Consider the following 26,861-nt stretch of genomic DNA (forward strand, 5'->3'; position numbering starts at 1 on the left):
TGTCGAAACGCGAATGGACGTATTTTGGGGATAACGTATGGTTAACAATCTTCGTATCAATCGAAATACCACTCTCAAAGGACTGACCTTCTGGGGACAGTGGGCTCTTGGCCTGGGCTTTGTTGTTGCCCTATTGTTAATACTGGTTTATTACAAGACGGGTACGGTTGAGTTCTATTATCGAGTATGTGCAACCCTTACTGTACTTGCATCGGTTCCAGCCTATTCCTGGTGTGGCGTCTACGCCAAGAAGGACAACTACCTGGAGGGTCTGGTAAGACTTCTGATGGGTTGGTCAATGACACTGGCAGCGCTGGCTATTGTCGCCTTCCTCTGTAAGGCCAATGAACTGTTTTCTCGTCAAATCATTCTGATATGGGCTATCTGCAGCTACCTCGGGCAGGCGCTGTTGTACGTCCCACTGCATGGTTTTTCGAAGTACTACCAACGGGCGCTTCAAGTTGAGCGCAGAACGCTGATTGTGGGTACTGGCGAACTGGCACTGGGACTGGCTAACAAGCTTCGTGCCCTCGAGCACTTCCCATTGGTCGGCCTGGTAAGCTCCGACACCACTCCTTTGCTGGAGACCGGCGCACCACCGGTTGTAGGCCCGCAAGAGGAACTGCTCGAACTGATCAAGACTCATGACATCCGACGTCTGTACATCACGCTTCCCCTGAGCGAAGCGGTACAAATCGAAGAAATGTATGTCGACTTGCTGGATGCCCACGTCGATGTTGTCTGGGTCCCGGACTTGAACAGCCTGACGCTGCTCAATCACTCGGTCAGTGATGTGGATGGCATGCCGGCAATCCACTTGATTGAATGCCCGCTTTCCAGCCAACCCACTGCCGCATTGAGTAAAAGCCTGTTCGATAAAAGCGTGGCTCTGATGGCCATTATCGCTCTAAGCCCGTTACTGTTGATCATTGGCCTGGCCGTCAAATTCACCTCCCATGGTCCGGTATTTTTCAAACAGGACCGCCACGGGTGGAACGGAAAGGTCATCAAAGTCTGGAAGTTTCGATCCATGCGCGTGCACGACGATCACGAGGTGAAGCAAGCCAGTCGTAACGACTCGCGGATTACCCCGATCGGGCGCTTTATCCGTCGCACTTCCATTGACGAGTTGCCGCAGCTGTTCAATGTATTGCAAGGTCATATGGCGCTGGTCGGACCTCGCCCTCATGCCGTTGCGCACAACAACTACTACTCCGGCAAGATTCTCGCCTACATGGCTCGCCATCGAATCAAACCGGGAATCACCGGGCTGGCTCAAATCAACGGTTGCCGCGGCGAGACCGACACCATCGACAAGATGCAGAAGCGCGTCGAGATCGACCTCAAGTACATCAATAACTGGTCGTTGTGGCTGGATGTGAAAATCCTGGTGAAGACGCCGTTCACCTTGCTGTCAAAAGACATTTATTGAGGGGACGCCTGCAGGCTAACCAGGGGACGCAAGCCATTTACCCAGTGCGCTTGCGCCGTCACTAGTGGCTGGGTTTTCCCAGCCATGCCTGCAACTGCACCAACACCGGCAGGTTGTTCTGCTGTCGACTCTCGTGGCGATACTCATCGCCAACTTCTTTTAAGTCTCCGCTCGATACCGTACGGCTTTTTGACCAGGTTCAGGGCGATATCGACACGCCCGGGCTTACCTTCAGGCAGGCGCAACGGCAGCAGTTGACCGCTAAAAAGTGGATACCGGGTAATCGCGTGACGACAAACACCGTATTAGCGAACGGGAGCGTCAGCCATGGCGTAAAGCTGCGGCCCTGGCCGAGACCGCTGCTTTCCTGGTGCTGCGACAAAAGCTTAATGCCTACTGGGGAGGGGGAACTAAGACGACGGCAATTGACCTTGTTGCCAGGCGGTATCTGTTGATTGGCAGGCCGGGAGCAACGCTCCGTGTCAATGCTTACTGATACCAACCAAGGGCATGCTGATTCTTTGCTCACGTTGCAGCAATGTCATCAGGAGCAACACTCGCTGCTCGCCCTCCATCGCCAGGAAGATCGCTTCCACATCGACAAAAGGCCCCTCATTGATACGCACCCGCTCTCCACAGGCAAACCGAGCCTCCACAGGGGCTCCGCTATCGTGCTCATGAAGTTGTGCGATCAAGTCATCACCTACGGGTACCGGTTTGCCTCCAAAACTGACAATTCGCAATACACCGCGAGTAGAACGCAAAGGCGCCCAACTCTCACCTAAGCCGAGCTGGATAAACAGATAACCCGGAAACAGCGATTCGCGAACAACCCTCCTGCGCCCCTGCATATCACGCTCGCGCCGATGCGTAGGGCGAAAACAGGTATACCCCTGGTTAACCAGATTGATCTCTGCACGCTCGTCCTGGCTCGCCTTGCATTGCACCAAATACCATGCGCTAGAGGTGAGACTCTCAGGCAAGGTCATTTGAACAGCCGAAGCACTATGGATGGACACAATCAGCCCCTTCTGCACCTGTGTGGTCAAGTAGCTCCGTGGTTTTCTCATCGATCTTGCGACGAATTTCTCCCAAGGATGGAAATGCACCTGAAAAACGGAGTTGGCCGATCATGGAAACGTAACCCTTCAAAAACATACGAAACTTATTAGCAATACAGGAACGCTAGTGAACCCTTCGCCCAAGGCAAAACCCCGAACATCATTAGCATCAAATTACGTATCAAGACGTTTAACACACTCCAATACAGGACAACACAAAAAAGCCAAAAACGTTAAAATCCGTCAGGCAAGAACCAACAATGTTATTTAACTGTTATTTAATATCTGGCTTTATGTATGGAATTTTTTTTGCCATATGCTTTCAATACTCGCGTGGCATTTAATGGTTGATGTTGTCGTGGGTTGCCAGTTATGATTTTTAGCATAGCAACTGTCAAGCACACTCCAAGTCCGGATTCCAGCAGGCCAGAGTCTTCGCAGTCAAAAGCTTCATCCAGCACGGTAACTCCTCACGGAAAGAGGCACACACCCAATAGCTGCAAGCCGTCACAAAAGTGCCATTGAAGAAAAGCATAGTTTTAGTCTTTCCAATTGCACATCACCACAAGTGTGGAATTTCCAGGGAGGTTGCCTTGTTTAACAAGATTCTAATCGTTTGCATTGGCAACATTTGCCGAAGCCCCACTGCCGAACATTTGTTGCGAGCAGCACTGGGGCAGTCCGATATCGAAGTTAGCTCTGCCGGTCTTGGCGCACTACAAGATCACCCGATCGAACCCACCGCCCGGATCGTACTGGAAGAGCATGGCCATCTGCCAGAAGAGCACAAAGCCAATCAATTGACCCATGCAGCCATCAGCGAATCGGATCTGATTCTGGTGATGGAGCAGTCGCACATAGACCGTGTTCTCAAGATCGCGCCTGAAGCGCGAGGAAAGGTCTTCTTGCTGGGCAAGTGGCAGAACAACCGCGAAATCAGCGATCCCTACCGTCAAGGCAAACCTGCTTTTGTGCATGCATACGCGTTGACTGAAGAAGCAGTAACCGCCTGGGCAAGGCGTCTCGCACGCTAAACCACTCCTCGAATATCTGTTAAAAAAGAACCCACTTATGCAGCAAACTCCAGCATTAACCTCACATGACGATGATGAAATCGACTTGATGGGCCTACTCGGGACACTGGTCGATCATAAATGGTTGATTGCCGGGATCACTGCTGCCTCCATGGCCGTTGGCACGGCGTATGCGGTGCTGGCCAATCCTGTTTATCAGGCAACTGCCTTGATACAGGTGGAGGCAAAGAAAAATGACATGCTCGGCTTCTCCGATATCAACAGCATGTTGGGTAAAGAGTCACCTTCAGCCACAGAAATTGAATTAATCAAATCGCGCGCGATCATCGGCAAGGTTATCGACAATCTATCGCTCGATATTACCGTCGAGCCGAACCATTTTCCGGTGATCGGCGACTTTATTGCTCGTCGGTTCAAACCAGACGCTGTTAATACGGTCGCAACGCCATGGCTTGGCATGAACAGTTTTGCCTGGGGTGGCGAAACCCTGAAAATATTTCAGCTCGAGCTCCCACAAGAGCTCCTGAGCAAGACGCTTACATTGGTCACCGGTGAGAACGGTCACTTCACGTTGATGGATGAAGACGACAATGCCCTGGTCCAAAGCCAGGTAGGCCAAGCCTATGAGCAGAACGGCATCAAACTGCAGGTCGAAGTGTTGCAGGCGAATCCTGGTACAACGTTCAGCATTGTGCGTGACCCACGTCTGACCAGTATTTTGAAGTACCAAAAGGTACTTGATGTATCAGAGCGCGGTAAAGAATCCGGCATGATCGGGCTTGCTCTTGAAAGCGAGAAACCGGCTGAAGCCATTCAAATCCTCAATGAAATCGCCAAGCTCTACGTACGGCAGAATGTCGAGCGGACTTCGGCCGAAGCCGCTCAAAGCCTGGAGTTTCTAAAAGATCAACTGCCTCAGGTCCGCAAAGACTTGGAGAAAGCCGAAAACGCCCTGAACAAGTATCAAATTCGCAGTAAATCCATCGATATCAGCCTGGAAGCCAAAGCCATTCTCGATCAGATCGTGGCGCTTGATACCAGCATCTCCGAACTGAAATTGCAGCAAGCGGAAATGGATCGCAAGTTTACCCGTCAGCATCCCGCCTATCGGGCCTTGCTCAGCCAATTAGGCGAGCTGACAGCCAAGCAGGATGGCCTCGCCAAAAAAGTCGAGGGCCTGCCTTCAACACAGCAAGAACTGCTTAGCCTCACCCGCGATGTAAAAGTCAGTACCGAAATTTATACCCAGCTCCTGAATAAATCCCAGGAACTGGATGTGATGCGTGCCGGCACCGTGGGCAACGTGCGCTTGATCGATACCGCCGATGTGGATCTGCTTAAGCCCGTTAAACCCAGGAAGCCACTGATCGTTCTCATCGCCACCCTGTTCGGGGCTTTCCTGGCGACTGCAGTGGTGCTTTTTCGCAGAGCCCTTAATCGTGGCGTGGAAAATCCGGATCAAATTGAACAGCTGGGATTACCGGTGTACGCATCCATTCCTTTCAGCACTCTGCAAAAAACTGAAGAAAGCAAAACCTTCCGAAGTGGCCGAGGCCGCGCTAACAACGCCGCCCCCATACTGGCCAGCAGTCACCCCACCGACCTGGCCATAGAAGGATTGCGCAGCCTGCGCACCAGTCTGCACTTCGCCATGCTCGAAGCCAGCAATAATCGCCTTATGATCTCCGGCCCGAGCCCCAAGGTTGGTAAAACGTTCGTTTCCGCCAATCTCGCTTCAGTCATCGCTCAGACCGGCCAGCGTGTATTGCTTGTCGACGTGGATATGCGCAAAGGGTATTTGCATAAAGTATTCGGGACCCCCGCTGAAAACGGGCTTTCTGATCTACTCGTCAAGCGCTGCGACCTGGCAACCGCGATCAATAAAACTGAATTCGAGCACCTTGACGTTATCGGTCGCGGACAAATACCGCCCAACCCTTCAGAACTGCTAATGCATGCAAACTTCAGTGCCTTTCTGGAGCAAGTCAGCGCCCAGTACGACCTGGTAATTCTGGATACACCACCGTTGCTGGCGGTGACGGATGCGGCGATTGTCGGTCGCCAGTCGGGTACAAGTTTGATTGTGACGCGCTTTGCGCTCAACCCGGTTCGTGAAATTGAATTGACCATGCGCCGCTTTGCACAAAATGGTGTTGATTTGAAAGGCGCCATTTTCAATGGTGTTGAAAAAAGAGCCTCGGCCAAATATGGCTATGCCGACTATGGTTATTACAACTACGAATATAAATCAGAGAACGTTTAGTTAATTAACTGCTGTCTGTACCCCCGCTACCGTCGAGCAGTAATGAATGGCGGTAGCCATATCAACTCCACCTTGCTACCTGCAGCTGAAAAAAATGCAGACACATTAATAAATAGTGACGCTCTCAGGGACTGGCAATTAATCCTGGGGCGGTAGCGTGGCAAAAATCAAATTCGTACTGCCCCACATCGATGGCTATCCGTTAATTCGGCGTATTTCTCTGGATCAACAAAGGTTGGGTCGCCGTTGTTTTATACAGCATCGGTCCGAAACGACATTTGTTATGTCATCCAAACATTCCTCCACCTTAAGCTACGAACATAGCAATGGATCGCCCTATGAAGACCCTATGCATTTTTGGTACCCGTCCTGAAGCCATTAAGATGGCTCCACTTGCATTGGCACTGGCGGCAGATGAACGCTTTGAGGCGAAAGTCTGCGTCACCGGCCAACACCGTGAAATGCTCGATCAAGTACTGGGGTTGTTTGCCATTGAGCCAGACTTCGACCTGAACATCATGAAACCCGGTCAGGACCTGACCGATGTGACCAGCGCGATCCTGCAAGGGCTGAAGAAAGTCCTGGCAGAATTCAAACCCGATATCGTGTTGGTTCACGGTGATACCGCCACCACCTTTGCTGCCAGCCTCGCGGCCTACTACCAGCAGATTCCGGTTGCGCACGTAGAAGCCGGTTTGCGCACGGGTAACCTCTACTCTCCGTGGCCGGAAGAAGGCAATCGTAAACTCACCGGGGCGTTGGCCAACCTGCACTTCGCGCCAACCGAAACGTCAAAAGCCAATCTGCTGCGCGAGGGCGTTGATCCAGACACAATCGTCGTCACTGGCAACACAGTGATCGATGCCCTGCTGGATGTCGTCAAACGTCTCGATCAGGATCAGGCCCTGCTTGCCCAGGCCTCTGCACCGGCGGCCTTCCTGAACCCTGCTCGAAAATTGATCCTCGTAACAGGCCATCGCCGGGAAAGTTTCGGTGACGGCTTCGAGCGCATTTGTCAGGCATTAATGGAGGTTGCCCAGCAACATCCAGAGGTTGATATCGTCTATCCCGTGCACCTCAATCCCAATGTGCGCGAGCCCGTCAATCGTCTACTGACCGGCATTGACAACATCTACCTGATCGATCCCCTGGACTACCTGCCTTTCGTTCACATGATGAGCCGTGCGCATATCATTTTGACCGACTCCGGAGGCATCCAAGAGGAAGCGCCGTCACTGGGCAAACCTGTACTGGTGATGCGCAATACCACGGAACGGCCAGAGGCTGTTGCCGCAGGCACCGTGAAACTGGTCGGCACCGAAACCGCCGATATCGCCCGCGAGTTGAACCGCTTGCTGACCGATACGGTCGCCTACCGCACCATGAGTTACGCCCATAACCCCTACGGCGACGGTAACGCCTGCCAGCGCATCATCGAGGCGCTGCTCGCTCGATAACCCCCTCCCTTGCTTAACAGCCGTTGCGTTGCGCGGCTGTTATCTCGCTTGAAAAACGTATCAACACATCACTATTCAAGGACGTTCCATGCCTTTCAAAACCATCTCCGTCGTTGGTCTCGGGTATATCGGCTTGCCCACTGCGGCTGTCTTCGCTTCGCGCAAAAAACAAGTGATCGGTGTCGACGTCAATCAAAACGCGGTTGATATCATCAACCGTGGAGAGATTCATATCGTTGAGCCAGACCTGGACATGGTTGTGCATGCGGCGGTGACGGAAGGCTACCTGCGCGCCACCACCCGGCCGGAACCCGCCGATGCTTTTCTGATAGCGGTGCCCACACCATTCAAGGGCGACCATGAGCCAGACCTGGGCTACATCGAATCGGCCAGTAAAAGCATTGCCCCGGTGTTGAAAAAAGGCGACCTGGTCATTCTTGAATCGACCTCCCCCGTCGGCGCTACCGAACAGATGGCCGCCTGGCTAGCCGAAGCCCGTCCAGACCTGAGTTTTCCGCAAACCCACGGTGAAAGCTCCGACATCCGCATTGCTCACTGCCCGGAACGGGTACTGCCCGGCCATGTGCTGCGCGAGCTGGTGCAAAACGACCGTGTTATTGGTGGCATGACGCCAAAGTGCTCCGAATTAGCCATCAGCCTTTACAAGGTTTTTGTCCAGGGCGAATGCATCGTCACCAACGCCCGCACTGCAGAAATGTGCAAACTCACCGAGAACAGCTTTCGCGACGTGAACATTGCCTTCGCCAACGAACTCTCGATGATTTGCGACAAGCTGGATATCAACGTCTGGGAACTGATCCGCCTTGCCAACCGCCACCCAAGGGTCGATATCCTGCAACCCGGGCCAGGAGTCGGCGGACACTGCATCGCTGTTGATCCATGGTTCATTGTCAGCAAAACTCCTGAAACTTCAAAACTAATAAGAAGTGCCAGGGAAGTTAACGACTCAAAACCACAATACGTAATTGAAAAGGTAAAACGCGAAGCCGATCGCTTTAAACAACCAAAAATCATGTGCTTTGGTTTAGCTTTTAAAGCCAACATTGATGACCTCCGCGAAAGCCCAGCTGTCGAAATTACAAAAGAACTATCCGAGCTATATCCGGACGCTGTATTTGGAGTAGAACCAAACATAGAAAAACTGCCTGAAACCCTTAGCAAAAAAATACAACTAATAAGTCAGGAGCAAGCCCTCCGCGAGGCAGACATCATTTTACTTTTGGTGGACCACAAAGAATTCAAAGCTATTGAGAAAAACAGACTCGACAGAGCCCTAGTAATAGATACAAAAGGGATATGGTGACGAGTGAACGCGCAGACAAAAAAGGCTGCGTCAACAAATGAAAAATATTATCTACAGCGCCTTAAGCAACCTGATTAACTTTCTTTTCTCAAAAGGCGCAATGGTCGTAGCGGGGGCTTTTGCCTCCCACTACGCAACCATTGAAGACGCTAAGACCCTGACAATAATAATCACGACCATCTCAGCCTTTGGAACACTATTCCAACAGGCCATTAGCACCACCCACATTAGATACAATGGAGATACGATTACCCATGACAAAAAATACAAAGCAACCTTAGTCGCTTTAATTGGAGTGATGTCGGTACCTGTTTCGATGTACCTATATTACTCGTCCTCTCTCTCACTCACCAATGCAGCATTAACAATAGTACTTCTAATTGCACACGGCGCTAGCGGCTTCAAGATAGCCGCAGCAACCCAATCAAAGAAATTTAAACTAATCTCTTTGATTGGCACCCTGCAAGGATTATTACTATTATTAACGTTACTACCACTTATAGCATACTCAGGAAACTCTTACTTATACACCGTTCCATTTCTTCTCACCTCCATACTATGGCTATTTGTAAACCCCACCCGAACTGAAACAGAAAAATGTTCTGCAACAATTTTAAGCATTGTGAAAAGAACATTTCTCCCTGCCATCTTTACCGGTTTATTTTTCATGCCCGTAATTTGGTTACTCCTCGGGTATGTACAGAGTAGATTTGGAGATCAGGAGTCTTTTCTGCTTGCGACAGCAAATCAGTGGAGAATGACCATAGGTATATTGCCCACGATTTTTGGAGGATATTTACTTCTGCTACTCGTCAACAGCCCGAAAGACACTCAACACAATAAAAACATAAACTTTTCGATCACCTACTACCCTGCCGTAATCATTGCAATTTTTCTTGCATTATCCACAAATAAATTATCAATGATTTATCCGGATGCGATTGTAAGAAACGGGGACCTTCAGCAAACAATAATGTTATTTATGCTTGCGAGCATTCTTACCTCATTCAAGAGCTCAATATCTCGAGAAATGGTAGCTGCTGAACTTGCAAAACTAAGCATACTAAGCAACATGATATGGGCGGGAATATTCTCTCTAATTTACTTTACGGCTTTCAATGAATCAGGAGCCACCGGAGTTGCTAAAGCCTTTTTAGCATCCCAGGTTATACATCTAATTCTTTGGGCCCCAGCACTTTCGAAACACAACTTAGTACCCAAAAGCTTCTTTGACAAGAAATTCTACATCAGCCTAATACCAATCGCCTGGATAACGTACACCTATGCCATCTAACAAAAAACCTTTAAACGCTTATATTCGAGGTGCTTATGGTCCGGGAAACCTGGGCGACGACGTCCTTCTTGAGGTGTGCATTAACATCTTGCGCCCGCACTTTAAAGAAGAAAATATATCCATAGGAGTTAAGCAGCCCAATAACGTCGGCTATCTAAATAAATACAAATGCAATTACGTGCCGATATCTGCCCCCATCAACACAGATTTTCTTTTTTTTGGAGGTGGAGGACAGTTTTTTGAGTTTAATGGGAACAAGGCCAAAAAGCCCTTTATCAAAAAATATCTGGAAGTTAGAAAACAAGGCCTAACTCACTTTGATATTTTGAAGATATTTTTATTGCGAGCGCTAAAAAAAAATCACCCTTTATACAAAAGAAGCGCAGCCATCTGTTTGGGCGTGGGCCCGTTTGAGACTTCTTCGCCCACTCAAATAGAACAAGCCATAAGTCCTTTTCTCAGCTGTGACTTCAGATCCGTACGGGACACTGTAAGCCTCGACATACTCAAAAAACTTCTTCACACGTCTGCTCTCTATACTGATCCGACCTTTCTACTTAGCCACTGGAATATTGATACATCGAAACCAGTTAGAGAAAAAAGTGATTCTATTGGAGTCATATTACGAGATTGGAAATTAAATCAGCACGGCGAGAATGTACTACAAAACACTATTGAAGCAGCGCGCCAACTTATTTCCCGAGGTTATGTAGTTAAACTCATTTCGCTATATCACGAGCATGACCGCGCAATTATAGATAAACACCCTGATTTTGAATGGCTAATCTGGGATCCTCAAAAGGGCACACCAAGCACATTCATAAGCAAATTACAACAAGAGTTCGACATATTAGTCAGCACTCGGGCCCACGGGGTTTTGCTACCCGCACAAGTTGGACTACCGAGCGTAGTAGTTGGCATAGAACCCAAACTGAAAAATATCCACAACTTATTACCTCAAGGCACCCTTTACAGTGACGGGCTGAATCCAGATGACATTATTGAGAAAACCTTAATCGGCCTCAATAATCAAAATGAGCTTTCTCAACAACTGCTTAGCGATGTTAAAAAGCAGACCACCGTTGCCAACAACTTCTTAAAAGACATAAATTCATGGATAACAAAAAGCGTTCGGGAACTGCAGTAATCCTATACTTCGGGGTTGGAATTGAAACAACCCCAAAAATCGCCTTAATAAAGAGCACACTTGAAAAACAATATGAAAAAGTAACAATCGCAGGCATTACAGCCAATCACTATTCATCAACTGAACCACACAAAGTTATAGCGGTGAGCGCCAAAAATAAGCCATTGAAAATATTTAAATCTGTAACTGGAATATTAAAACTTTGCCACTGGATCAACAAAACACCTCCACAATTGATTTACGCAGTTAACCCAATACCAGGTTTGATTGCGGCTGTATTTAAAAAATTTAAATCCATTGAGTACATCTACGAAACACTCGAGATTTTTTGCGGACTAGATTACTTCCCCTATAGCAAAAAATATCGCCCAATCTGGTACTTCTTAGAGAAGATGACCATCAACAACAGCCTAAAGTCGTTCACGACAGATGAGTTCAGAGTAAAATTTCTTCGACGATTACTAAAAGTAAAAAAAGAAAAAATCACCTATACCTACAACACCAATAGCCAAGCGCATATTTTACCAGAGCAAGCCAAAAGTCAGCCGACCATTTTAAGCTACTGTGGCGGTGTATATCCAGGCAGAGAAATTGATAAAATTATTCGAGCATTTTCCCTACTAAAAACATCTACACCGAATATCAGACTAATAATAGCGGGCGGGGGAAATGCACTTTACATCCAAGAATTAATGCAATTGAGTAGTGACTTAGAAATAGCCTCATGCGTTGACTTTACAGGATCCATATCCAATAGCCAGCTTAAGAAAATAATGAGCGAATCCAAAATAACATTCGCCTTTTACAAGCGAGATTCACTCAACAACAGGCTCAACAGCCCCAACAAAATTTTTGACGCAATTTTCTGCCGCACACTTCTACTAACTACTAACTCTCCACTCTCAAGAAAAATCATACAATTAAACAACATAGGAGAATTGATTAAAGAAACCAGCGCTACAGAAATCAGTAAAAAATGTCATGAGCTTCTCAACAACCGCGAAAACCAATCACATTTCAATGAACTGATAGACAAGTATTCCTGGGAAACAGAAGAAAGAAAAATATTAAAAGCACTTGGATCAGCCTTACAATGACTTACATCGTTCTTTCTCTTCTATTTTTATGCCTAGGCCTTCTGAGGGAAAAAGGCCTACTACCTTTCCTGACGTTAATTGCCTGCTTACCATTCTCAAACTCTTTCTCCATTTATTTTTACCAATACGGATTGTACTCTTACGACTATTTTTTCTTCGGAGTACTGATTTCGACAAGTATCAGTGGCATTGCCACTAAAGCCAACGTTATAAATGTTCCCAAATGGGCAACCATTTCGTTTTTAATAATTGCAACTTATTCAGTCATCCCTGTCTTCTCTGGGACCTCCCTGGATGTATATTTTTTGCGGGATTATAGGCCCGCAATTTTTGCTCTTGAGTTAATCGCGGCATCGTTACTGCTCAGGTCACGAAAACTACAATTATCAAGTCGCAACATCCTCACCATAGCAACTCTAGCAGGCGCTACAAATCTCATTTGGCTGGCACTTTCCATCGCGGGGGTAATGTCATCAGAGGACGAGTATTACACGACAAACAACTTCAAGTACTTTGATGCAAGTACATATATATCCGCACTATTCATAATATATTTTTTCTCCAAAGCAAAGGCTCACAGGCACCCCGAACGCAAACTAGCTTTTAATCTGAGACAGACCCTCGCAATCACTGCTTCATTACTTTCAGTCATTTTGTCAGGGTATAGAATACTCGCCTTCGCGACGATTATTGCAGCCGCCTTAGCTGCAGCCAAAAGCCCAAAAAAACTTATCCCTATCGTAATAATTTTGGCCATCTCCTCACTGATATTTATATACTTGGCTGAATATTTCGGTGCCGCAAGGGTAGCTGAAGGTCTCACTGCAAGTGGATTACTACAGCAATTATCGACTAGGTATGGGCCAGCCTTAGACGTCATATCCTCTTTTAAACCATATAACTATTTATTTGGAAGCGGCTTTGGCACTTCATTCGATATAACATGGTTTGAATACAGATCGCTAGACACCAGAAACAATTTCGTTGACAGCGCCTACATTACATTTTTCGCAAAATATGGACTTCTCGGAATACTGTACATCACATCAATCACTTTATCCCTTCTATCCCTAGTACCAAAGCTGATCAAACTTTCGCTCTTGGCATATCTACTTATTCTATTCATTGCTTACGCAATATCTTACCAACCAGCATCAGCGGGAATCATCATAGGCTGCATGATAGTTAGGATACTTCAATCAAATTCGGACAGCGCGGCAAAAATATGACCACGAGATTAAACATGCAAAGAATCGATTTTTTGGACTGCCCCATGGATGTCGCCTCCATGGACAACACCGTCGAGACAATTCGTAGCGCGATTACTGCCGGCCAGTTCACCCAGCACGTGGTGGTGAATGTCGCCAAGCTTGTAAACATGCGTGACGACCCTCAGTTGAGCGAATCTGTTCGTTCTTGCGACATCATCAATATCGACGGTATGGGTGTGGTGTTGGGTGCCCGCTTTCTCGGCCACTCAGTGCCCGAACGCGTCGCGGGTGTCGACCTGTTTCATGAATTGCTGGAGATGAGCGCGGCCAACCACTTTTCGGTGTTCTTGTTAGGCGCCAAGGACGAGGTCGTTTCCACCGCCGCCAGCAAGGTGAAAGCGCTTTACCCTGGGCTGAAAGTCGCCGGGTATCACCATGGCTATTTCTGGGACGACGAAGCCGCACTGGTCGAGAAGGTTCGGGCTTCAGGTGCTCAGCTGCTGTTCGTCGCCATCACCTCGCCGATGAAAGAAAACTTTATCAACCGCTGGCGCGATCAGTTGGGGGTCACCTTTGTGATGGGGGTGGGCGGAACGTTCGATGTGGTCGCGGGGAAGGTAAAACGTGCGCCGCAATGGATGCAGAATTACGGGCTGGAATGGCTGTACCGTGTTATCCAGGAACCCGGCAGGATGTGGAAGCGCTACTTGACCACCAACAGCAAGTTCGCTTGGTTGCTTATCAAAGAAAAGCTTAAGCGGTCTTGAATATCATCGCCGTACTCGTGGCGTGGGCGGACAATGTTAGAAACAGTGGGTGCGCGTTATAAAACGTCAGACCTGTCAGGCGTCCTACACAGGTATTCTTAAGGCAATAATCGCAAGATAAACCTCACTGAGGAATGACCCAGAGGTCCACTCTCATCGAGTTCGAATCAATACTATCCTTAACGTTAATGGACGCTCAGCGTTTTTGGCCTTGCACGCTCGCTTTTTAGTTTCACCGCCAATACCGACGATGCATCAAAAAGGAATCTACTATGACCAAACTACTTGCTTCCGCTCTATTGCTGTCTTTAAGTGCCTCCGCTTTAGCCGCTGAGCCCCCTGCAGCGTCTTCCGCTCCAGGCACACCTGTAAAAAACACTTCTTTGAATCAGTCCACCCCTCTCGTGGGCAGCCTGTCCACAGAGGCTGCTCTTGGCCTCGGCGCCGTGGTTGTCGCCGGAGCCGCTGCACTGTCATCCAGTGGTGGCAGCAGCAATGGCGGCGGCACTACCGGCACTACTGGTACTACCGGCACCACCGGTACACGCTAAGCGTACCGCGAGGTCGATAGCCTTCCACCACCCGGAGCAATCCGGGTGGTTCAGTTCTGATGTGTTCCCTCCACAAGTGTCCTCAATCATGATTCGTAGTTTGTCGCTCGCTGTGCTTGCAGGCGTAGCCCTGCAAGGCTGTATGTTCTCACCCGGTCAACACTTGGATACCAGTCAGGTCGGCCGTGATGGCTCACCGGAAAGCAGTCGGATCGAGTTGATTCCGATAACGCCCAAACTGATTGCCCAGAACGCGGCGACAAAAGTGCAAGCCTCGGTGCCAGCCGAGTTGTTGGCGTTCAAGCCGCAGGCTTACCGGATTGGCGCCAATGATGTGCTGTACATCACGGTGTGGGACCATCCTGAGTTGACTGCACCATCGGGTGCGCAACAGCAAATCGATGCGAACGGTCGCCTGGTACGCCCGGACGGCACCATGTTTTACCCCTATATCGGCAATATTCATGCCGCAGGTAAAACTATCGAGGAGCTACGCGGTTTTATTGCCGAGCGCCTGACGCAATTTGTCGACAGCCCCCAGGTTGACTTGAGTGTTTTGCGGTTTGCCAGTCAAAAAGTGGTGATTTCCGGTGCCATTTTAAAAGCCGGTCAACAACCCATTACCACTTCGCCACTCACTGTCGTCGAAGCCATGGGTACTGCTACTGTCGATCCGTTGAATGCCGACCTTGCAGGCCTGACACTGACCCGGGACGGACGTGAGTATCCGCTCGACCTGGACTCGCTTAACAGCAAAGGCTCGCAGTTGCACAACGTCTATTTGAAAGACGGCGATCAGTTGTACCTGCCCTACAACGACCGGAAAAAGATCTACGTCATGGGTGAGGTCAACCAGCCTCGGGCGCTCACGTTCAAAATCAACCGGATGAACCTGGCGGATGCGATCGGAACGGTCGGTGGACTGAACCAGACCACCTCCAACGGCAATGCGCTGTATGTCATTCGAGGTGCCGAGAATCTTGAAACCGAGCCGGCAAAGGTCTTTCAGCTGGACGCCGAATCGCCTACCGCGTTTGCTCTCGCCAGCCGCTTCGATCTGCAACCCCAGGACATCGTCTACGTCGGCCCTGCAGGCGTGACCCGCTGGAACCGCTTGATCAGTCAGTTGCTGCCCTCGGCTACTATCCTGGGTACCGGAGCGGCCGCTCAAAACAATCTCAGTGAAGCCAGCAGTCGATAAGGTTTGAGCCGCTTTGAAAACTTTGCGTAACAGCTCATGCCTGGCGGTGGGTTTACTGCTGTGTGGCTGCAATCCGTTGATGCAGGCGTCCCTGGATACCTTTAAAGCCGCCACACTGGGCGTCCAGCCGCTGCAAGTGACTGCAGCGCAAGTGGAGGCCGTGCCCTATGCGCAGATCAAGGTCACCACGGACGTCAGCGAAGGTGTGCTGGCGAAGCTTCGCCAGCAGGACGACCTGGAGTTCTGGGTCGCCTCCGGCAAGCAAGTGTTGTTGATGCGCGATGGTCTGGTCGTGCGCACTGTTGGCCTGAGCATCAATCTCGATGGCACGCGCTTCGACGGTGAGTCGCCGTTCAAGCGTGGCTTGCAGCAATTGCCCGACGGTTACAGCAGTACCCGCTGGATTGATGTCTATCAGGGTCCGCGGGTCGGTCTGGCTGTTAACAGTCGTTTCAGTCGACAGGGCATCGAAACCGTCACCATCCTGGACAAGGACTATGCGTTGCAGCGCATAGATGAACGCGTCGACATCCCCGAGCTGGGATTCAAGGCCACCAACCGTTTTTGGGTCAGGCCTGACGATGGCTTGATCCTGCAGAGCGAACAACATCTCACGCCGGAACTTTTCTTGAAGATTGTGCAATTGCGCCCTGACCGGGAGACGGCTCGGTGAGATATTCGAAAACGCTGTCGGCTTGCCTGTTGCTGGCAAGTTCTACGATGACTCAGGCCGCCGTCACGGTCACGGGTGATGTACTGAACGCCGGATCCTTCACGTTCGTGCCAGGCTCGCGCTTGCTCGATGCCGTCAGCGAGGCACGCCCGAACGCCGAAAGTTACTGGTTGGCCGCCGCCTGGCTGCACCAGCCACTGCTGGAGCAGCAAACCCGCCTTAAGGCCGGCGTGCTGTTCGATCTGAAGTTGCTTCAACGTGGGGCCTTGCTTGAAGAAAAAAGCAGCCTTGCGGCCCTGGCTGCGCGTCTGTTTGAAGAGGTCAGCCGACTGCCCGTTACCGGCCGAAAAGTCGCGGTGCTCGACCCTGTGGCGCTGGAGGTTGGGTTCGCCCGCAATTACTCGCTCAGTGACGGTGACCAGCTGATTTACCCTCTACGCCCGACGACGGTCACTGTCCTGGGTGCAGTTGAACAGCCCTGCACGCTGCCCTATCGCGCCCAGCAGCCAGCCCAGGAATATCTCAAAAGCTGTCTGCCGGTGACCGACGCAGATGCCGATTACCTGTGGTTGATTCAGCCCGATGGCCTGGTCAAGCGAGTCGGCAACGCCGCCTGGAACCGCGAAGATGGTGTGATTGCCGCCGCCGGCAGCACAATTCTGGTACCCGTGCGCAACGATGATCTGGATTTGCCCACACCCGACTTGAACGAGCAGCTTGCTCAGTTTCTCGCCACCCAACCGCTGCCCGAGGTGGCCCCTTGAAGTTACGTTTTGCCGCCGTAGTGTTGTTGCCCTACAGCTTGGCTCATGGAGAGCCGCGTTTTACTCAGAATGATTTCGGTGGTGTGGGTTTGTTGCAAACCCCCACCGCACGGATGGCACCCGCCGGCGAATTCAGCTTGAACGCCAACCGGACAGACCCTTATTCGCGCTATAGCATTTCAATACAGCCCCTTGAATGGCTGGAAGGTAGTTTCCGTTATACCGCTATCGGCAACCATAAATACGGGGCCGAATCATTCAGTGGCGACCAGAGCTATAAAGACAAGGCGGTCGATGTCAAAGCCCGCCTCTGGCAAGAAAGCCACTGGTTGCCCGAGGTCGCGCTCGGTTTTCGGGATGTCGGGGGCACCGGCCTGTTTTCCAGCGAATACTTTGTGGCGAACAAACGTTACTACGACCTGGATTTCAGCCTGGGCGTTGCCTGGGGCTACATCGGTAACCGCGGGGATTTCGATAACCCGCTGGGGTACATCGACGAGCGTTTTGATACACGCCCGGTAAACACAGGCGCGGACGCGGGCAACGTCAATACCGGCTCGTATTTTCGCGGTTCGCCCGCGTTGTTTGGCGGTGTGTCCTATCAGACGCCCTGGTCACCCTTGAGCTTGAAACTCGAGTTCGACGGTAACGACTACAAGCACGAGCCGTTCAACAGTAGCCTGGAGCAGGACTCGCCCATCAACATCGGGGCGGTCTTCAAGCTAAGTGACTCTGTCGATCTGACCGCCGGTTGGGAGCGCGGCAACACCGCGCTGTTCGGCATCACTTTTCATACCAACTTCGTCAGCCGCAAGGCGCCGGCCAAGCGCTACGACCCTGCCATCGAAGCGCTTCCGGCAAACGCGCCGACTACGCCCCTCAATCAGGTCGACTGGGCCGGGGTTTCCAAACGACTGGAAAACAACGCCGGTTATAAGGTCGAGCGTATTGCTCAGCGCGATTCCGAGCTGATTGTGTATGGCGAGCAGTCGCGCTATTTCTACTCAGCCAAAGGTGTAGGCCGGGCCAGCCGGATTCTGGACAACAGCGCGAATGACGACATCGACTGGTTCACGATGGTGAACAAGCGTTACGACATGCCCGTGGAAGAAACCAGTGTGCCGCGCGAAACCTTCCGGGAAGTGGTGAACAACCAACAGGACCTTGCAGACCTGCACCGCACCACCGAATTGAACCGGGCCACGCCACACATTGAAAACACGCTGTACACCCAGGCACTCGAGCCTTTTACCTATGGTATCGGCTTGGGTTACAAGCAAAACATTGGTGGTCCTGACGGTTTGCTGTACCAGTTGACCGCTGATGTGGACGCAGAGTACCGCTTTACCCGCAACACGTGGACGAGTGGGGTCATAAGCACCAATCTCCTGAACAACTTTGATAAGTTCACCTACGACGCGCCGAGCAATCTGCCCCGAGTGCGGACCGATTTGCGCAAGTACGTCATCACCTCTGATGTAACAATGCCGACATTTCAGCTCAACCATGCCAAGCAATTGGATCAAGACTTGTATGGCATGGTGTATGGCGGTTATCTGGAATCAATGTTCGCCGGGGTCGGTGGTGAATTGCTGTACCGCCCCATGGGCGAGCGTTGGGCCGTGGGTGCTGATTTGAACTTTGTACGCCAGCGTGACTTTGACCAGGGTTTTGGTCTGCGCGATTACAACACCACGACCGGTCACATCACCACCTATACCGAACTGCCGTTCGACTTGCAGGCGGCGGTCAGTGTTGGACGTTACCTGGCGCGCGATTGGGGTGCCACGATCGATCTGTCGCATGAGTTCACTAACGGCGTGAAGTTCGGTGGCTGGGTCACCCGCACCACGGCCTCGAAAGAAGAGTACGGCGAGGGTAGCTTCGACAAAGGTATCTACATCTCGGTCCCCTTCGACGAGTTGATGAGCGTCTCCACGATGCGTCGCGCCAACCTGGTCTGGGCTCCGCTGACCCGCGATGGTGGTGCGCGTCTTAACCGCCAATATTCGCTGTACACAATGACCAATGGCCGCGACAAAGATGCGTTCTATAAGAACTTTGAGAAAATCACCGAATGAGTTCGTTGTTCCTGGGCATAACACAACTTCCCCAATGGATACGAACTCTGATTTTCATCAGCGTTGGCGTGGTCTTGCTGGCAGCCGGGTTGCGAGCGCAACCCATTCCCGAAGCCTTTGTCCAGGAAGACAAGCTGCATCACTTGATAGGCTTTTTCGCTTTGTCGTTTAGTTGCCGGCTGGCCTTCCTGCGGGTCAACGTGCGCTGGATCGCCTTGGGCTGTCTGGTGACGGGTATCCTGATCGAGTATGCACAAGGACTGATGCCGCTGCGCACAGCATCACCTTACGACGCCCTGGCCAATGCTGTCGGTGTGCTGATCGGCTTGATTGTGTGGCGTTGTAAGCACCCAATCAAACAGTCCGCAGAGCTCCCGGGCACTTAAGACCATGGCTTCGTCCGTGAGCATAGCGAGAATTGGGAGGCTCTGCCCATTGGCGGGGGCATCTGTGCTGTCCGCAGTAAATGACGGCTTCTCTTATACATTGGAAAAAAGGACGCTTCTATGATCCGTAAATGTCTATTCCCTGCTGCCGGCTATGGCACGCGCTTTCTGCCCGCCACCAAGTCGATGCCGAAGGAAATGCTGCCGATCGTCAACAAGCCGCTGATCCAGTACGGTGTTGAGGAAGCACGGGATGCCGGCCTGCAGCACATGGCGATCGTCACCGGGCGCGGCAAGCGGGCGCTGGAAGACCATTTCGATATCAGCTACGAGCTGGAGCATCAGATTCGTGGTACCGACAAGGAGAACTATCTCAACGGTACCCGCGAGTTGATGGATACCTGCACCTTCTCTTACACCCGCCAGGTGGAGATGAAGGGGCTTGGGCACGCCATTCTCTCTGGCCGTCCGTTGATTGGTGATGAGCCGTTTGCGGTGGTGCTGGCGGACGACCTGTGCTTGAACCTGGAAGGCGATGGTGTGTTGTCGCAGATGATCGCGCTCTATAAGCAGTTCCGTTGCTCGATCGTGGCCATTCAGGAAGTACCCAACGACCAGACGCACAAGTACGGCATCATCGCCGGCGAGCAGATTCGCGAAGGTATTTACCGGGTTAACAGCATGGTTGAAAAGCCTAAACCGGAAGATGCCCCGTCCAATCTGGCCATTATTGGTCGTTACATTCTGACGGCCGATATCTTTGACTTGATTGCTGATACCGAGCCCGGCAAGGGCGGTGAGATCCAGATCACTGACGCGTTGATGAAGCAGGCACAAAGCGGTTGTGTCCTGGCATACAAGTTCGAAGGTCACCGCTTTGACTGCGGCGGAGCGGAAGGTTATATCGACGCGACCAATTTCTGTTATGAGAATTTGTATAAGAAAGGCCTGTAACCGGTAATTTTCAGCTCTTGGGTGCCGCGTTTCCGAGCGGCCATAAACCTTTTGCAAGGCAGACCACTATGAACGCTTCCAGATCACCGATCGACTCTGTCTATAAATCGCTGGACCCTTTTGCACCGGGCAATATGGTTTTGGGGCAGGAGTTCACCGAGGGCAACAGTGGATTGATGGCCTGGTTGCGGACGTACGAAAGAGCACCCTCCTCTACCTCCCCTCAACCCAGATTGCTGGTGGAACGCATCGGGCTTTTCCCCTCCTCCGGGGACATTCGATGTGCAGTCAGTAATCCGACTGCCGTACTGACGCATCTTCGTTCGTTGTACGCCAGTAAAGCGCTGGACGTAGACGAGAGCGACGGCCTAAGCCTGACGTTCACTGAATGGCGCTTCAAGATCCACCTCTCGCAGACCGAGCCAGAAATCGTGCTGAACGTTGAGAGTCGTGGTGATGTTGCACTGATGCAGTTGAAAACTGCAGAGCTGCTGGCCCGGATTGATGAGAAAAGCAGTAGTGAGTCCTAGCTCCACCCTCTTGCCGGGACTCGACATCAAGCCAATCGCTATAACCGTGACGGCCCGCCAGAAGTACGCCAATGAGGCTGCATAAAAGCCTTTTCTGCCCCCGACAGAGTCACTGCCAGCGAGTTCAAGACCCCCTCGGCGGTGTACTTGGGAATGCTCGTACTCAGTAGAATCCCCGCGAGCCCCAGCGCCAGGGCCGGCAAAGGAATTTTGCGGATTTCCCTTCTCTCCAGCCTGAAAAGAAAGACGCACGCCGCGGCTGATCCCACAACCGCCCCGGCAATCGCTTCCGGCAGAGGATGAATCGTCTGACCGACATACTGGATGCTGAACCACCAGGTCGACAGCAGCCCCGCTCCCAGCGCCAGCCATCGAAGGCGATGATCCAGTTGGCGCAACAGCAAACTCAGTACAACGGTCGACACCAGGCAGGCGTTCATTGCGTGGCCACTGATGACCGCGATATCCAGGCTTTCCAGGCCGATTCCCCAGCCCTTGAAAAGCACCTTGCTGAAACCTACGACGAAATAGGCTACGAACAGTACGCCTAGCCATAAGAGGGCGAGTTTTCTGGATGCCGTGCACCATAACCAACCCGCGACGACCATGGCCGCTGGAAGCATGACTGTGATTCCGGCGTATTGTGCGATGTACAGTTTTGACTCCAATCTACTTCCTCACGCCTGATGCAATTTTCCAGTGTAATGGACACTGGGCGCGTGTTCAGTAGATACAGCGCTCATCGATCCGAAAAGCACTTCAGACGGTTCTCTACGACAAGCACCGAATAACTCGCGATGTGCATTGCCAGTCCATCCTCTACCAGCGCGTCCAGCAAGGCAGCCTGTGCCGCGAAGCGCAGGTCGCGGTTGAGTTTTCGAGAGGCGTGCATCTGATCGATCAGAACATGCGTCACTTGATACGGAGTGTTAACCCTCAGACGTCCCAGCCAGACAGGTAGTTTTTTTGCAGTTTTAGTCTGCTTGATATCCTGTACGCCTGTTGCCTTGTCCGAAGAGGGGCTTTTCGAAACTTCCACGATCTCTTCAAACACGTTGGTCAACTTTTTTAATGCGTAGCCGAGCATCAGATCATCAAACGCATCCAAAAACATATACCTCTTCACTTTGTGAAGTCATTTCTACCATGCAAACACTTGCTATTATCACACTACACTTTATTCGCTTTATATATTTGACGTATTCTAACGATCACACCTTATTAGATAACACCCCACCAACAACAAGATTACCGTTGCGACAACTTATTGGACTTTTTATAACAATCACTGAGGACGCAACCAAACTATATAGAATTCAAAAATTTAGCGGTATTACACCCAGGACACAGTGAGCGTTATCAGAAGATTCAGGTGTCAGGTGATCTGATTGCAAGGCGATAACCGTCAGATGAGTTGAACCTGTGAGCCCGCCTGGCATCCTATTTATCGATACCGCCCCCCACCTTTCAAACACCTGTTTTCAGGTTGTTGCCACAGGGGGCATTGATACACGTACACGCCCTTGAGTGGCTGTCAGCGCTCGGGTAATGTCATCAGACCCATAGGACAGAGCACGCCCATGACTTCCAAGCTGGAACAACTCAAACAAATGACAACCGTGGTTGCCGACACCGGCGACTTCGAAGCTATCGCTCGCGTTAAACCCGTGGACGCCACCACCAACCCTTCCCTGCTGCTCAAGGCCGCGGCCATTCCTGCGTATGCCGAGCTGCTGAACGCCTGCGTCAATGACTGCAAGGGCGATGTGGGCCTGGCCAGCGACCGTTTTGGCGTGGCCGTGGGGCAAGAAATCCTGAAAGTGATTCCGGGCCGCATTTCCACCGAAGTGGATGCGCGCCTGTCGTTCGACACTGATGCCATGCTCAAGCGTGCACATCGCCTGATCGAGCTGTACGACAAGGCCGGTATTGGCCGCGACCGCGTGCTGATCAAGATCGCGTCCACCTGGGAAGGCATCCGCGCTGCCGAGATCCTGGAAAAGGAAGGCATCCAGACCAACCTGACCCTGCTGTTCTCCTTTGCCCAGGCGGCCGCCTGTGCCGACGCCGGGGTGTTCCTGATTTCGCCGTTCGTGGGCCGTATCTACGACTGGTACAAGAAAGCCAACGGCAACGACTACACCGGCGCGGATGATCCGGGTGTGCAGTCGGTGACGCGCATCTACAACTACTACAAGGCCAATGACTACAAGACCGTGGTCATGGGGGCGAGCTTCCGCAACCTGGGCCAGATCGAGCAACTGGCCGGCTGTGACCGCCTGACCATCAGCCCGGACCTCATCGACAAGCTGGCCGCGGATACCGGCAAGCTGGAGCGCAAACTGGCGCCTGGCCATGCCGGTGAAGCGCGCCTGAGCCTAAACGAATCGCAGTTCCGCTGGCTGTCCAACGAAGATGCGATGGCGACCGAGAAACTCGCCGAAGGCATTCGTCAGTTCGCGCGGGATCAGGAGAAGCTCGAGGCGTTGTTGCAGGCCAAGCTGTGATCTGAGCGGGTGTAATGCAAAAAGGGCGAACCTGTGAGGGTTCGCCCTTTTTTGTATGTGCTTGGTGACTGGCAGGACGCCATCGCGAGCAAGCTCGCTCCCACAGGAGTTCGCGGGATGACTGAGGTCGTGTGCTAAACGAGGACCTGTGGGAGCGAGCTTGCTCGCGATGGGGGTCTGGCTGACCCACATCAATTCAGGGGATCAATGGCGTTCGAGCGCATTCACCAGGTCATGGAAGGCTTCACGATTGGTGTCGTTCAGGCCCATGAGGATCTTGTGCGCTTCGAGCACCTTGATCCGCACCACTTCTTCGGACTGATCCTGGTCTGGCAGGTCGTCCAGGCATTCCGGGCACGGCACCGGCTTGTCAACGATGTTGAACACCTGCTCGAAGCCCATGGACTGGAGCAGCCGCGTGATGTCTTCGTGGGTGGTGACGACGGTCGGCAGCAGGCCAACCTTCTGCCGCGACAGGATCGACAGCTTGGCCAGCAGCCCAAGTGTGGTGCTGTCGATGCTGCGGGTTTCGGTCAGATCGATCACGATCGAATTGAAATTCAACGCGCTGAAGATCCGCTCAATAGTCGCATCCAACGCCGAACACAGGGTCAGGCGAACTTCACCGACGAACTTCAGGACGAAGGTGCCATCCTGCTCGGCGAACTGGATTCTACCGGTACTCATCAAAGATTCCTGCTCAACACCAACAGGGCGATATCATCCGGCATCTCCCCTAGCGTGGCCAATCCAAAAACCTGCCGCAGCCCATCCAGGGTGCCGCCCGCAGCCTTGACCCGTTGGGGCAACGCCGCTTCTTTCTCTTTGAGTGTGGGTTCTGGCAAAAGATCCAGAATGCCATCAGACATCAGCGTCAGGCTGAACGTCGGTGGCAGTTCCAGCACGTGGTCTTCGTAGGTGGCTTCGTTGAAGAGGCCCACCGGCAGACCACGCCCTTGCAGATAACGAACACTGTCTGGCGTGTACAACACTGGCAACGGCAAATGACCACCGATGCTATAGGTCAACAAACCGGTCTCCTCGTCGATGACTCCACCGACCATTGTGACGTGTTTACCCAGCTTACAACTGATCAGGCCCCGGTTGATATGACCAAGAACCTCTGAAGGCTTGAATTCCGGCAGGGTGCCGCTGCGCTTGGATTCGAACAGCAAGCGCGTGGTCATGAACTTCAACAGCACGGTGACGAAGGCTGAGGAGGCGCCGTGACCGGAAACGTCCGCCAGGTAAAAGGCGACCCGGCGCTCGTCGACCCGGAAGTAGTCGACGAAATCACCCGACAGGTACAGCGACGGGATGATCTGGTGAGCAAACTTGAACTCGTCGATGGTCCAGGGACTGACCGGCAGCATGTTCATCTGCACCTGGCGACCGGCGTTCTGGTCCTCCTGGAGCAGGTTCAGGCTGGCTTCGAGCTCGCGATTGGCCTTCTCCAGCTTCTCGCGGTAGCGCTGGTTCTCCAGCAGCAGGCGCGCACGATCCAGGGCCCGGCGCACAGAGTGCTCGAGCACAGCCAGATCTTCGAGAGGCTTGATCAGGTAGTCCGCCGCGCCCAGGCGCAGGGCTTCGACCGCGTCATTCATCACGCCGGCACCCGACACCACGATCACCGGGGTTTGCGGCGACAGTTCGGTGACCTGGCGAATGAGTTCGAGACCGCCCATCTGCGGCATGCGCAGATCGCAGATGACCAAGTCGGGCTTGTCTTGCTCGAATACCTGAAGACCCTGCTGACCATTGCTGGCCTGCAAGACGCTGAAACCACTGTCTTCCAAATAGGCGGCGAGGCTCGCGCGCACTACTTCGTCATCATCGATTATCAGCAGCGTGGCACTGGTTTTTGGCATGTGGGCAAACGGCGCCAGAATTAGGTTGGCGTAGCAGGCGGGGATTTTGGCCCGGCGCTGACTACTGGATTCGCTTTCTAGCCTCTCTGTCGCACCGCTTTCGGGCAATTGCCCTACACACGTGTTCACCAGAGGTGCCCTTCTAAGGCGCAGACGGTACTCCCATCCGCGGGGCGTTTCAAGCTCACGCCGATGGTCGCCTGACGTCTTTATTTGTCAAATCACCGAGAGTTATAAGAACAGGCAAATCCGTAACCCAATGGAAGGTTCGAACCTGCGAGTCAAACCGGCCGGGACTACAGTGAAAACCGCGATTTCATCCGCATGCGGCTTTTCGCAGACAAAAAAGGCGGCCTTGATGGCCGCCTTTTTCAGTTTACCGGTCGAGATCAAAAATCGTCTTCGACCTGACCGTCTTTCACCTTGAATTCACGGTTCTGCAAGTATGCATTACGGATGAAGGTGTACTTGTCGCCGGTGATCAGCTTCTCGCTCGACAGCAGGTTGGCACGGGTATCGATGATGTCCAGGGCGTGGAACGAGTTACGCACCGAAACGTCGTTTACGTAACGATAAGCGCCGGTGTAGCTGTCGACGTACTTCGACGGCGTATCACGCAAGGTGCTTGGCCCCAGCAGCGGCAGCATCACGTAAGGGCCGCTGCCGACACCCCAGTAGCCCAGCGTCTGACCGAAGTCTTCGTCATTGCGCTGCAGGCCCATTTTCGTGCCGACATCAATGACGCCCAGCAAGCCGAAGGTGGTGTTGAAAATGATTCGTGCGGTATCAACGCCTGCGGCACGAGGTTTGGCCTGCAGGATATCGTTGGCCAGGTTGCGCACATCGCCGATATTACGGAAGAAGTTATGAACGCCGTCTTCGACAAACTGCGGCGTCACGTACTGGTAGCCCTGGGCCAGGGGTTTGAGCGCGTAGGTGTCGATCACGTCGTTGAACTTGAAAATCGGGCGGTTGACGCTTTCCCAAGGATCCTCTTCCGTGGCTGCCTGGGCAGCGAACGGAACCAGCATCACACTGGCGCATACACAAATCCTGGCTAGATGATTGCTCCAGCGCATAGAAAAAAACTCCTTGGTTTGTACTGGCTCGGGCACTTGGCCCAGGCAATAAGTTGGCAAGTATAAGACGTAAACGCCGTTTAACGCACTTTGTACAAGATCCACACGGAAGGAATCGTGCCAAATGTGAGCGTTTCACATCCATGTCATTCAACTGTCACCGTCGTCCACTAGCCTTCA

At 52.1% G+C, this 26,861-nt stretch carries 25 protein-coding genes; 19 read left to right on the forward strand and 6 right to left on the reverse strand.

The window, feature by feature from the left end; genetic code table 11:
* The first annotated feature begins 37 nt into the window (after positions 1–37).
* Entirely contained in the window at positions 38–1,432 is a 1,395-nt protein-coding gene (locus AC1RP7_RS17355) for an undecaprenyl-phosphate glucose phosphotransferase (protein WP_090454165.1), read from the forward strand.
* A 482-nt stretch (positions 1,433–1,914) separates the two neighbouring features.
* On the opposite strand, the gene rfaH is transcribed toward AC1RP7_RS17355, so the two are convergent.
* Positions 1,915–2,421, reverse strand: a complete 507-nt coding sequence (rfaH, locus tag AC1RP7_RS17360; protein WP_154863131.1) for a transcription/translation regulatory transformer protein RfaH — start codon at positions 2,419–2,421, stop codon at positions 1,915–1,917.
* 665 nt (positions 2,422–3,086) lie between these two features.
* Here rfaH and AC1RP7_RS17365 point away from each other — a divergent pair.
* The 17 genes from AC1RP7_RS17365 to AC1RP7_RS17445 all read left to right on the forward strand — a co-directional run bounded on the left by AC1RP7_RS17365 (position 3,087) and on the right by AC1RP7_RS17445 (position 21,227).
* Positions 3,087–3,527: a low molecular weight protein-tyrosine-phosphatase gene (locus AC1RP7_RS17365; RefSeq protein WP_218496633.1), complete on the forward strand. Its 441-nt coding sequence runs from the start codon at positions 3,087–3,089 to the stop codon at positions 3,525–3,527.
* A gap of 37 nt (positions 3,528–3,564) precedes the next feature.
* Positions 3,565–5,790, forward strand: coding sequence for a polysaccharide biosynthesis tyrosine autokinase (locus tag AC1RP7_RS17370; protein ID WP_218496634.1), 2,226 nt, complete (start codon positions 3,565–3,567; stop codon positions 5,788–5,790).
* Positions 5,791–6,128: 338 nt separating this feature from the next.
* A complete protein-coding gene (gene wecB / locus AC1RP7_RS17375; RefSeq protein ID WP_218496636.1) occupies positions 6,129–7,247 on the forward strand; it encodes a non-hydrolyzing UDP-N-acetylglucosamine 2-epimerase in 1,119 nt (372 codons plus the stop codon).
* A gap of 88 nt (positions 7,248–7,335) precedes the next feature.
* Positions 7,336–8,571, forward strand: coding sequence for a UDP-N-acetyl-D-mannosamine dehydrogenase (gene wecC / locus AC1RP7_RS17380; protein WP_218496638.1), 1,236 nt, complete (start codon positions 7,336–7,338; stop codon positions 8,569–8,571).
* A gap of 37 nt (positions 8,572–8,608) precedes the next feature.
* The gene (locus tag AC1RP7_RS17385; RefSeq protein WP_218496640.1) at positions 8,609–9,865 is read left to right on the forward strand and encodes an MATE family efflux transporter; all 1,257 of its coding nucleotides are present in this window, start codon (positions 8,609–8,611) and stop codon (positions 9,863–9,865) included.
* Complete coding sequence (locus AC1RP7_RS17390) at positions 9,855–11,012, forward strand: polysaccharide pyruvyl transferase family protein (RefSeq protein WP_218496642.1); 1,158 nt, start codon at positions 9,855–9,857, stop codon at positions 11,010–11,012. The genes AC1RP7_RS17385 and AC1RP7_RS17390 overlap by 11 nt, the downstream gene beginning before the upstream one ends.
* Complete coding sequence (locus AC1RP7_RS17395) at positions 10,979–12,109, forward strand: glycosyltransferase (RefSeq protein WP_218496644.1); 1,131 nt, start codon at positions 10,979–10,981, stop codon at positions 12,107–12,109. Before AC1RP7_RS17390 ends, AC1RP7_RS17395 begins: the two co-directional genes overlap by 34 nt.
* Positions 12,106–13,338, forward strand: coding sequence for a DUF6369 family protein (locus tag AC1RP7_RS17400; protein WP_493181838.1), 1,233 nt, complete (start codon positions 12,106–12,108; stop codon positions 13,336–13,338). The genes AC1RP7_RS17395 and AC1RP7_RS17400 overlap by 4 nt, the downstream gene beginning before the upstream one ends.
* A 14-nt stretch (positions 13,339–13,352) precedes the next feature.
* Positions 13,353–14,087 (forward strand): WecB/TagA/CpsF family glycosyltransferase, encoded by a 735-nt coding sequence (locus tag AC1RP7_RS17405; protein WP_493181836.1) that lies wholly within the window; start codon positions 13,353–13,355, stop codon positions 14,085–14,087.
* A 383-nt stretch (positions 14,088–14,470) separates the two neighbouring features.
* Positions 14,471–14,638, forward strand: a complete 168-nt coding sequence (locus tag AC1RP7_RS17410; protein ID WP_224795414.1) for a hypothetical protein — start codon at positions 14,471–14,473, stop codon at positions 14,636–14,638.
* An 88-nt stretch (positions 14,639–14,726) separates the two neighbouring features.
* Positions 14,727–15,839 carry a polysaccharide biosynthesis/export family protein gene (locus AC1RP7_RS17415; protein ID WP_218496867.1) on the forward strand — a complete coding sequence of 371 codons (1,113 nt, stop codon included), beginning with the start codon at positions 14,727–14,729 and terminating at the stop codon, positions 15,837–15,839.
* A gap of 13 nt (positions 15,840–15,852) precedes the next feature.
* The gene (locus tag AC1RP7_RS17420; RefSeq protein WP_057715627.1) at positions 15,853–16,512 is read left to right on the forward strand and encodes a YjbF family lipoprotein; all 660 of its coding nucleotides are present in this window, start codon (positions 15,853–15,855) and stop codon (positions 16,510–16,512) included.
* Positions 16,509–17,276, forward strand: coding sequence for a capsule biosynthesis GfcC family protein (locus AC1RP7_RS17425; protein ID WP_371318476.1), 768 nt, complete (start codon positions 16,509–16,511; stop codon positions 17,274–17,276). Before AC1RP7_RS17420 ends, AC1RP7_RS17425 begins: the two co-directional genes overlap by 4 nt.
* Positions 17,273–19,357 (forward strand): YjbH domain-containing protein, encoded by a 2,085-nt coding sequence (locus AC1RP7_RS17430; RefSeq protein WP_493181834.1) that lies wholly within the window; start codon positions 17,273–17,275, stop codon positions 19,355–19,357. The genes AC1RP7_RS17425 and AC1RP7_RS17430 overlap by 4 nt, the downstream gene beginning before the upstream one ends.
* Positions 19,354–19,743: a VanZ family protein gene (locus AC1RP7_RS17435; RefSeq protein ID WP_090454135.1), complete on the forward strand. Its 390-nt coding sequence runs from the start codon at positions 19,354–19,356 to the stop codon at positions 19,741–19,743. Before AC1RP7_RS17430 ends, AC1RP7_RS17435 begins: the two co-directional genes overlap by 4 nt.
* Positions 19,744–19,863: 120 nt before the next feature.
* Positions 19,864–20,697: a UTP--glucose-1-phosphate uridylyltransferase GalU gene (gene galU, locus AC1RP7_RS17440; RefSeq protein WP_057715631.1), complete on the forward strand. Its 834-nt coding sequence runs from the start codon at positions 19,864–19,866 to the stop codon at positions 20,695–20,697.
* A 68-nt stretch (positions 20,698–20,765) separates the two neighbouring features.
* Complete coding sequence (locus tag AC1RP7_RS17445; protein WP_090454133.1) at positions 20,766–21,227, forward strand: phosphohexomutase domain-containing protein; 462 nt, start codon at positions 20,766–20,768, stop codon at positions 21,225–21,227.
* 38 nt (positions 21,228–21,265) lie between these two features.
* Here AC1RP7_RS17445 and AC1RP7_RS17450 read toward each other — a convergent pair whose 3' ends face one another.
* Positions 21,266–21,850, reverse strand: a complete 585-nt coding sequence (locus tag AC1RP7_RS17450) for a hypothetical protein (protein WP_493181832.1) — start codon at positions 21,848–21,850, stop codon at positions 21,266–21,268.
* 116 nt (positions 21,851–21,966) lie between these two features.
* A complete protein-coding gene (locus AC1RP7_RS17455) occupies positions 21,967–22,335 on the reverse strand; it encodes a hypothetical protein (protein ID WP_090457794.1) in 369 nt (122 codons plus the stop codon).
* Positions 22,336–22,807: 472 nt separating this feature from the next.
* Between AC1RP7_RS17455 and tal the strand changes: the two genes are divergently transcribed.
* Positions 22,808–23,734: a transaldolase gene (tal, locus tag AC1RP7_RS17460; RefSeq protein ID WP_057715632.1), complete on the forward strand. Its 927-nt coding sequence runs from the start codon at positions 22,808–22,810 to the stop codon at positions 23,732–23,734.
* Positions 23,735–23,938: 204 nt separating this feature from the next.
* Here tal and rssC read toward each other — a convergent pair whose 3' ends face one another.
* The 3 genes from rssC to AC1RP7_RS17475 form a co-directional block, all read right to left on the reverse strand.
* The gene (rssC, locus tag AC1RP7_RS17465) at positions 23,939–24,421 is read right to left on the reverse strand and encodes an anti-sigma factor antagonist RssC (protein ID WP_057715633.1); all 483 of its coding nucleotides are present in this window, start codon (positions 24,419–24,421) and stop codon (positions 23,939–23,941) included.
* Positions 24,421–25,602 (reverse strand): two-component system response regulator RssB, encoded by a 1,182-nt coding sequence (gene rssB / locus AC1RP7_RS17470; protein ID WP_057715634.1) that lies wholly within the window; start codon positions 25,600–25,602, stop codon positions 24,421–24,423. Before rssB ends, rssC begins: the two co-directional genes overlap by 1 nt.
* A gap of 389 nt (positions 25,603–25,991) precedes the next feature.
* A complete protein-coding gene (locus tag AC1RP7_RS17475) occupies positions 25,992–26,681 on the reverse strand; it encodes an MlaA family lipoprotein (protein WP_150812442.1) in 690 nt (229 codons plus the stop codon).
* Positions 26,682–26,861: the final 180 nt, after the last annotated feature.

The organism is Pseudomonas sp. GW822-FHT01E03 (genome assembly GCF_058802985.1).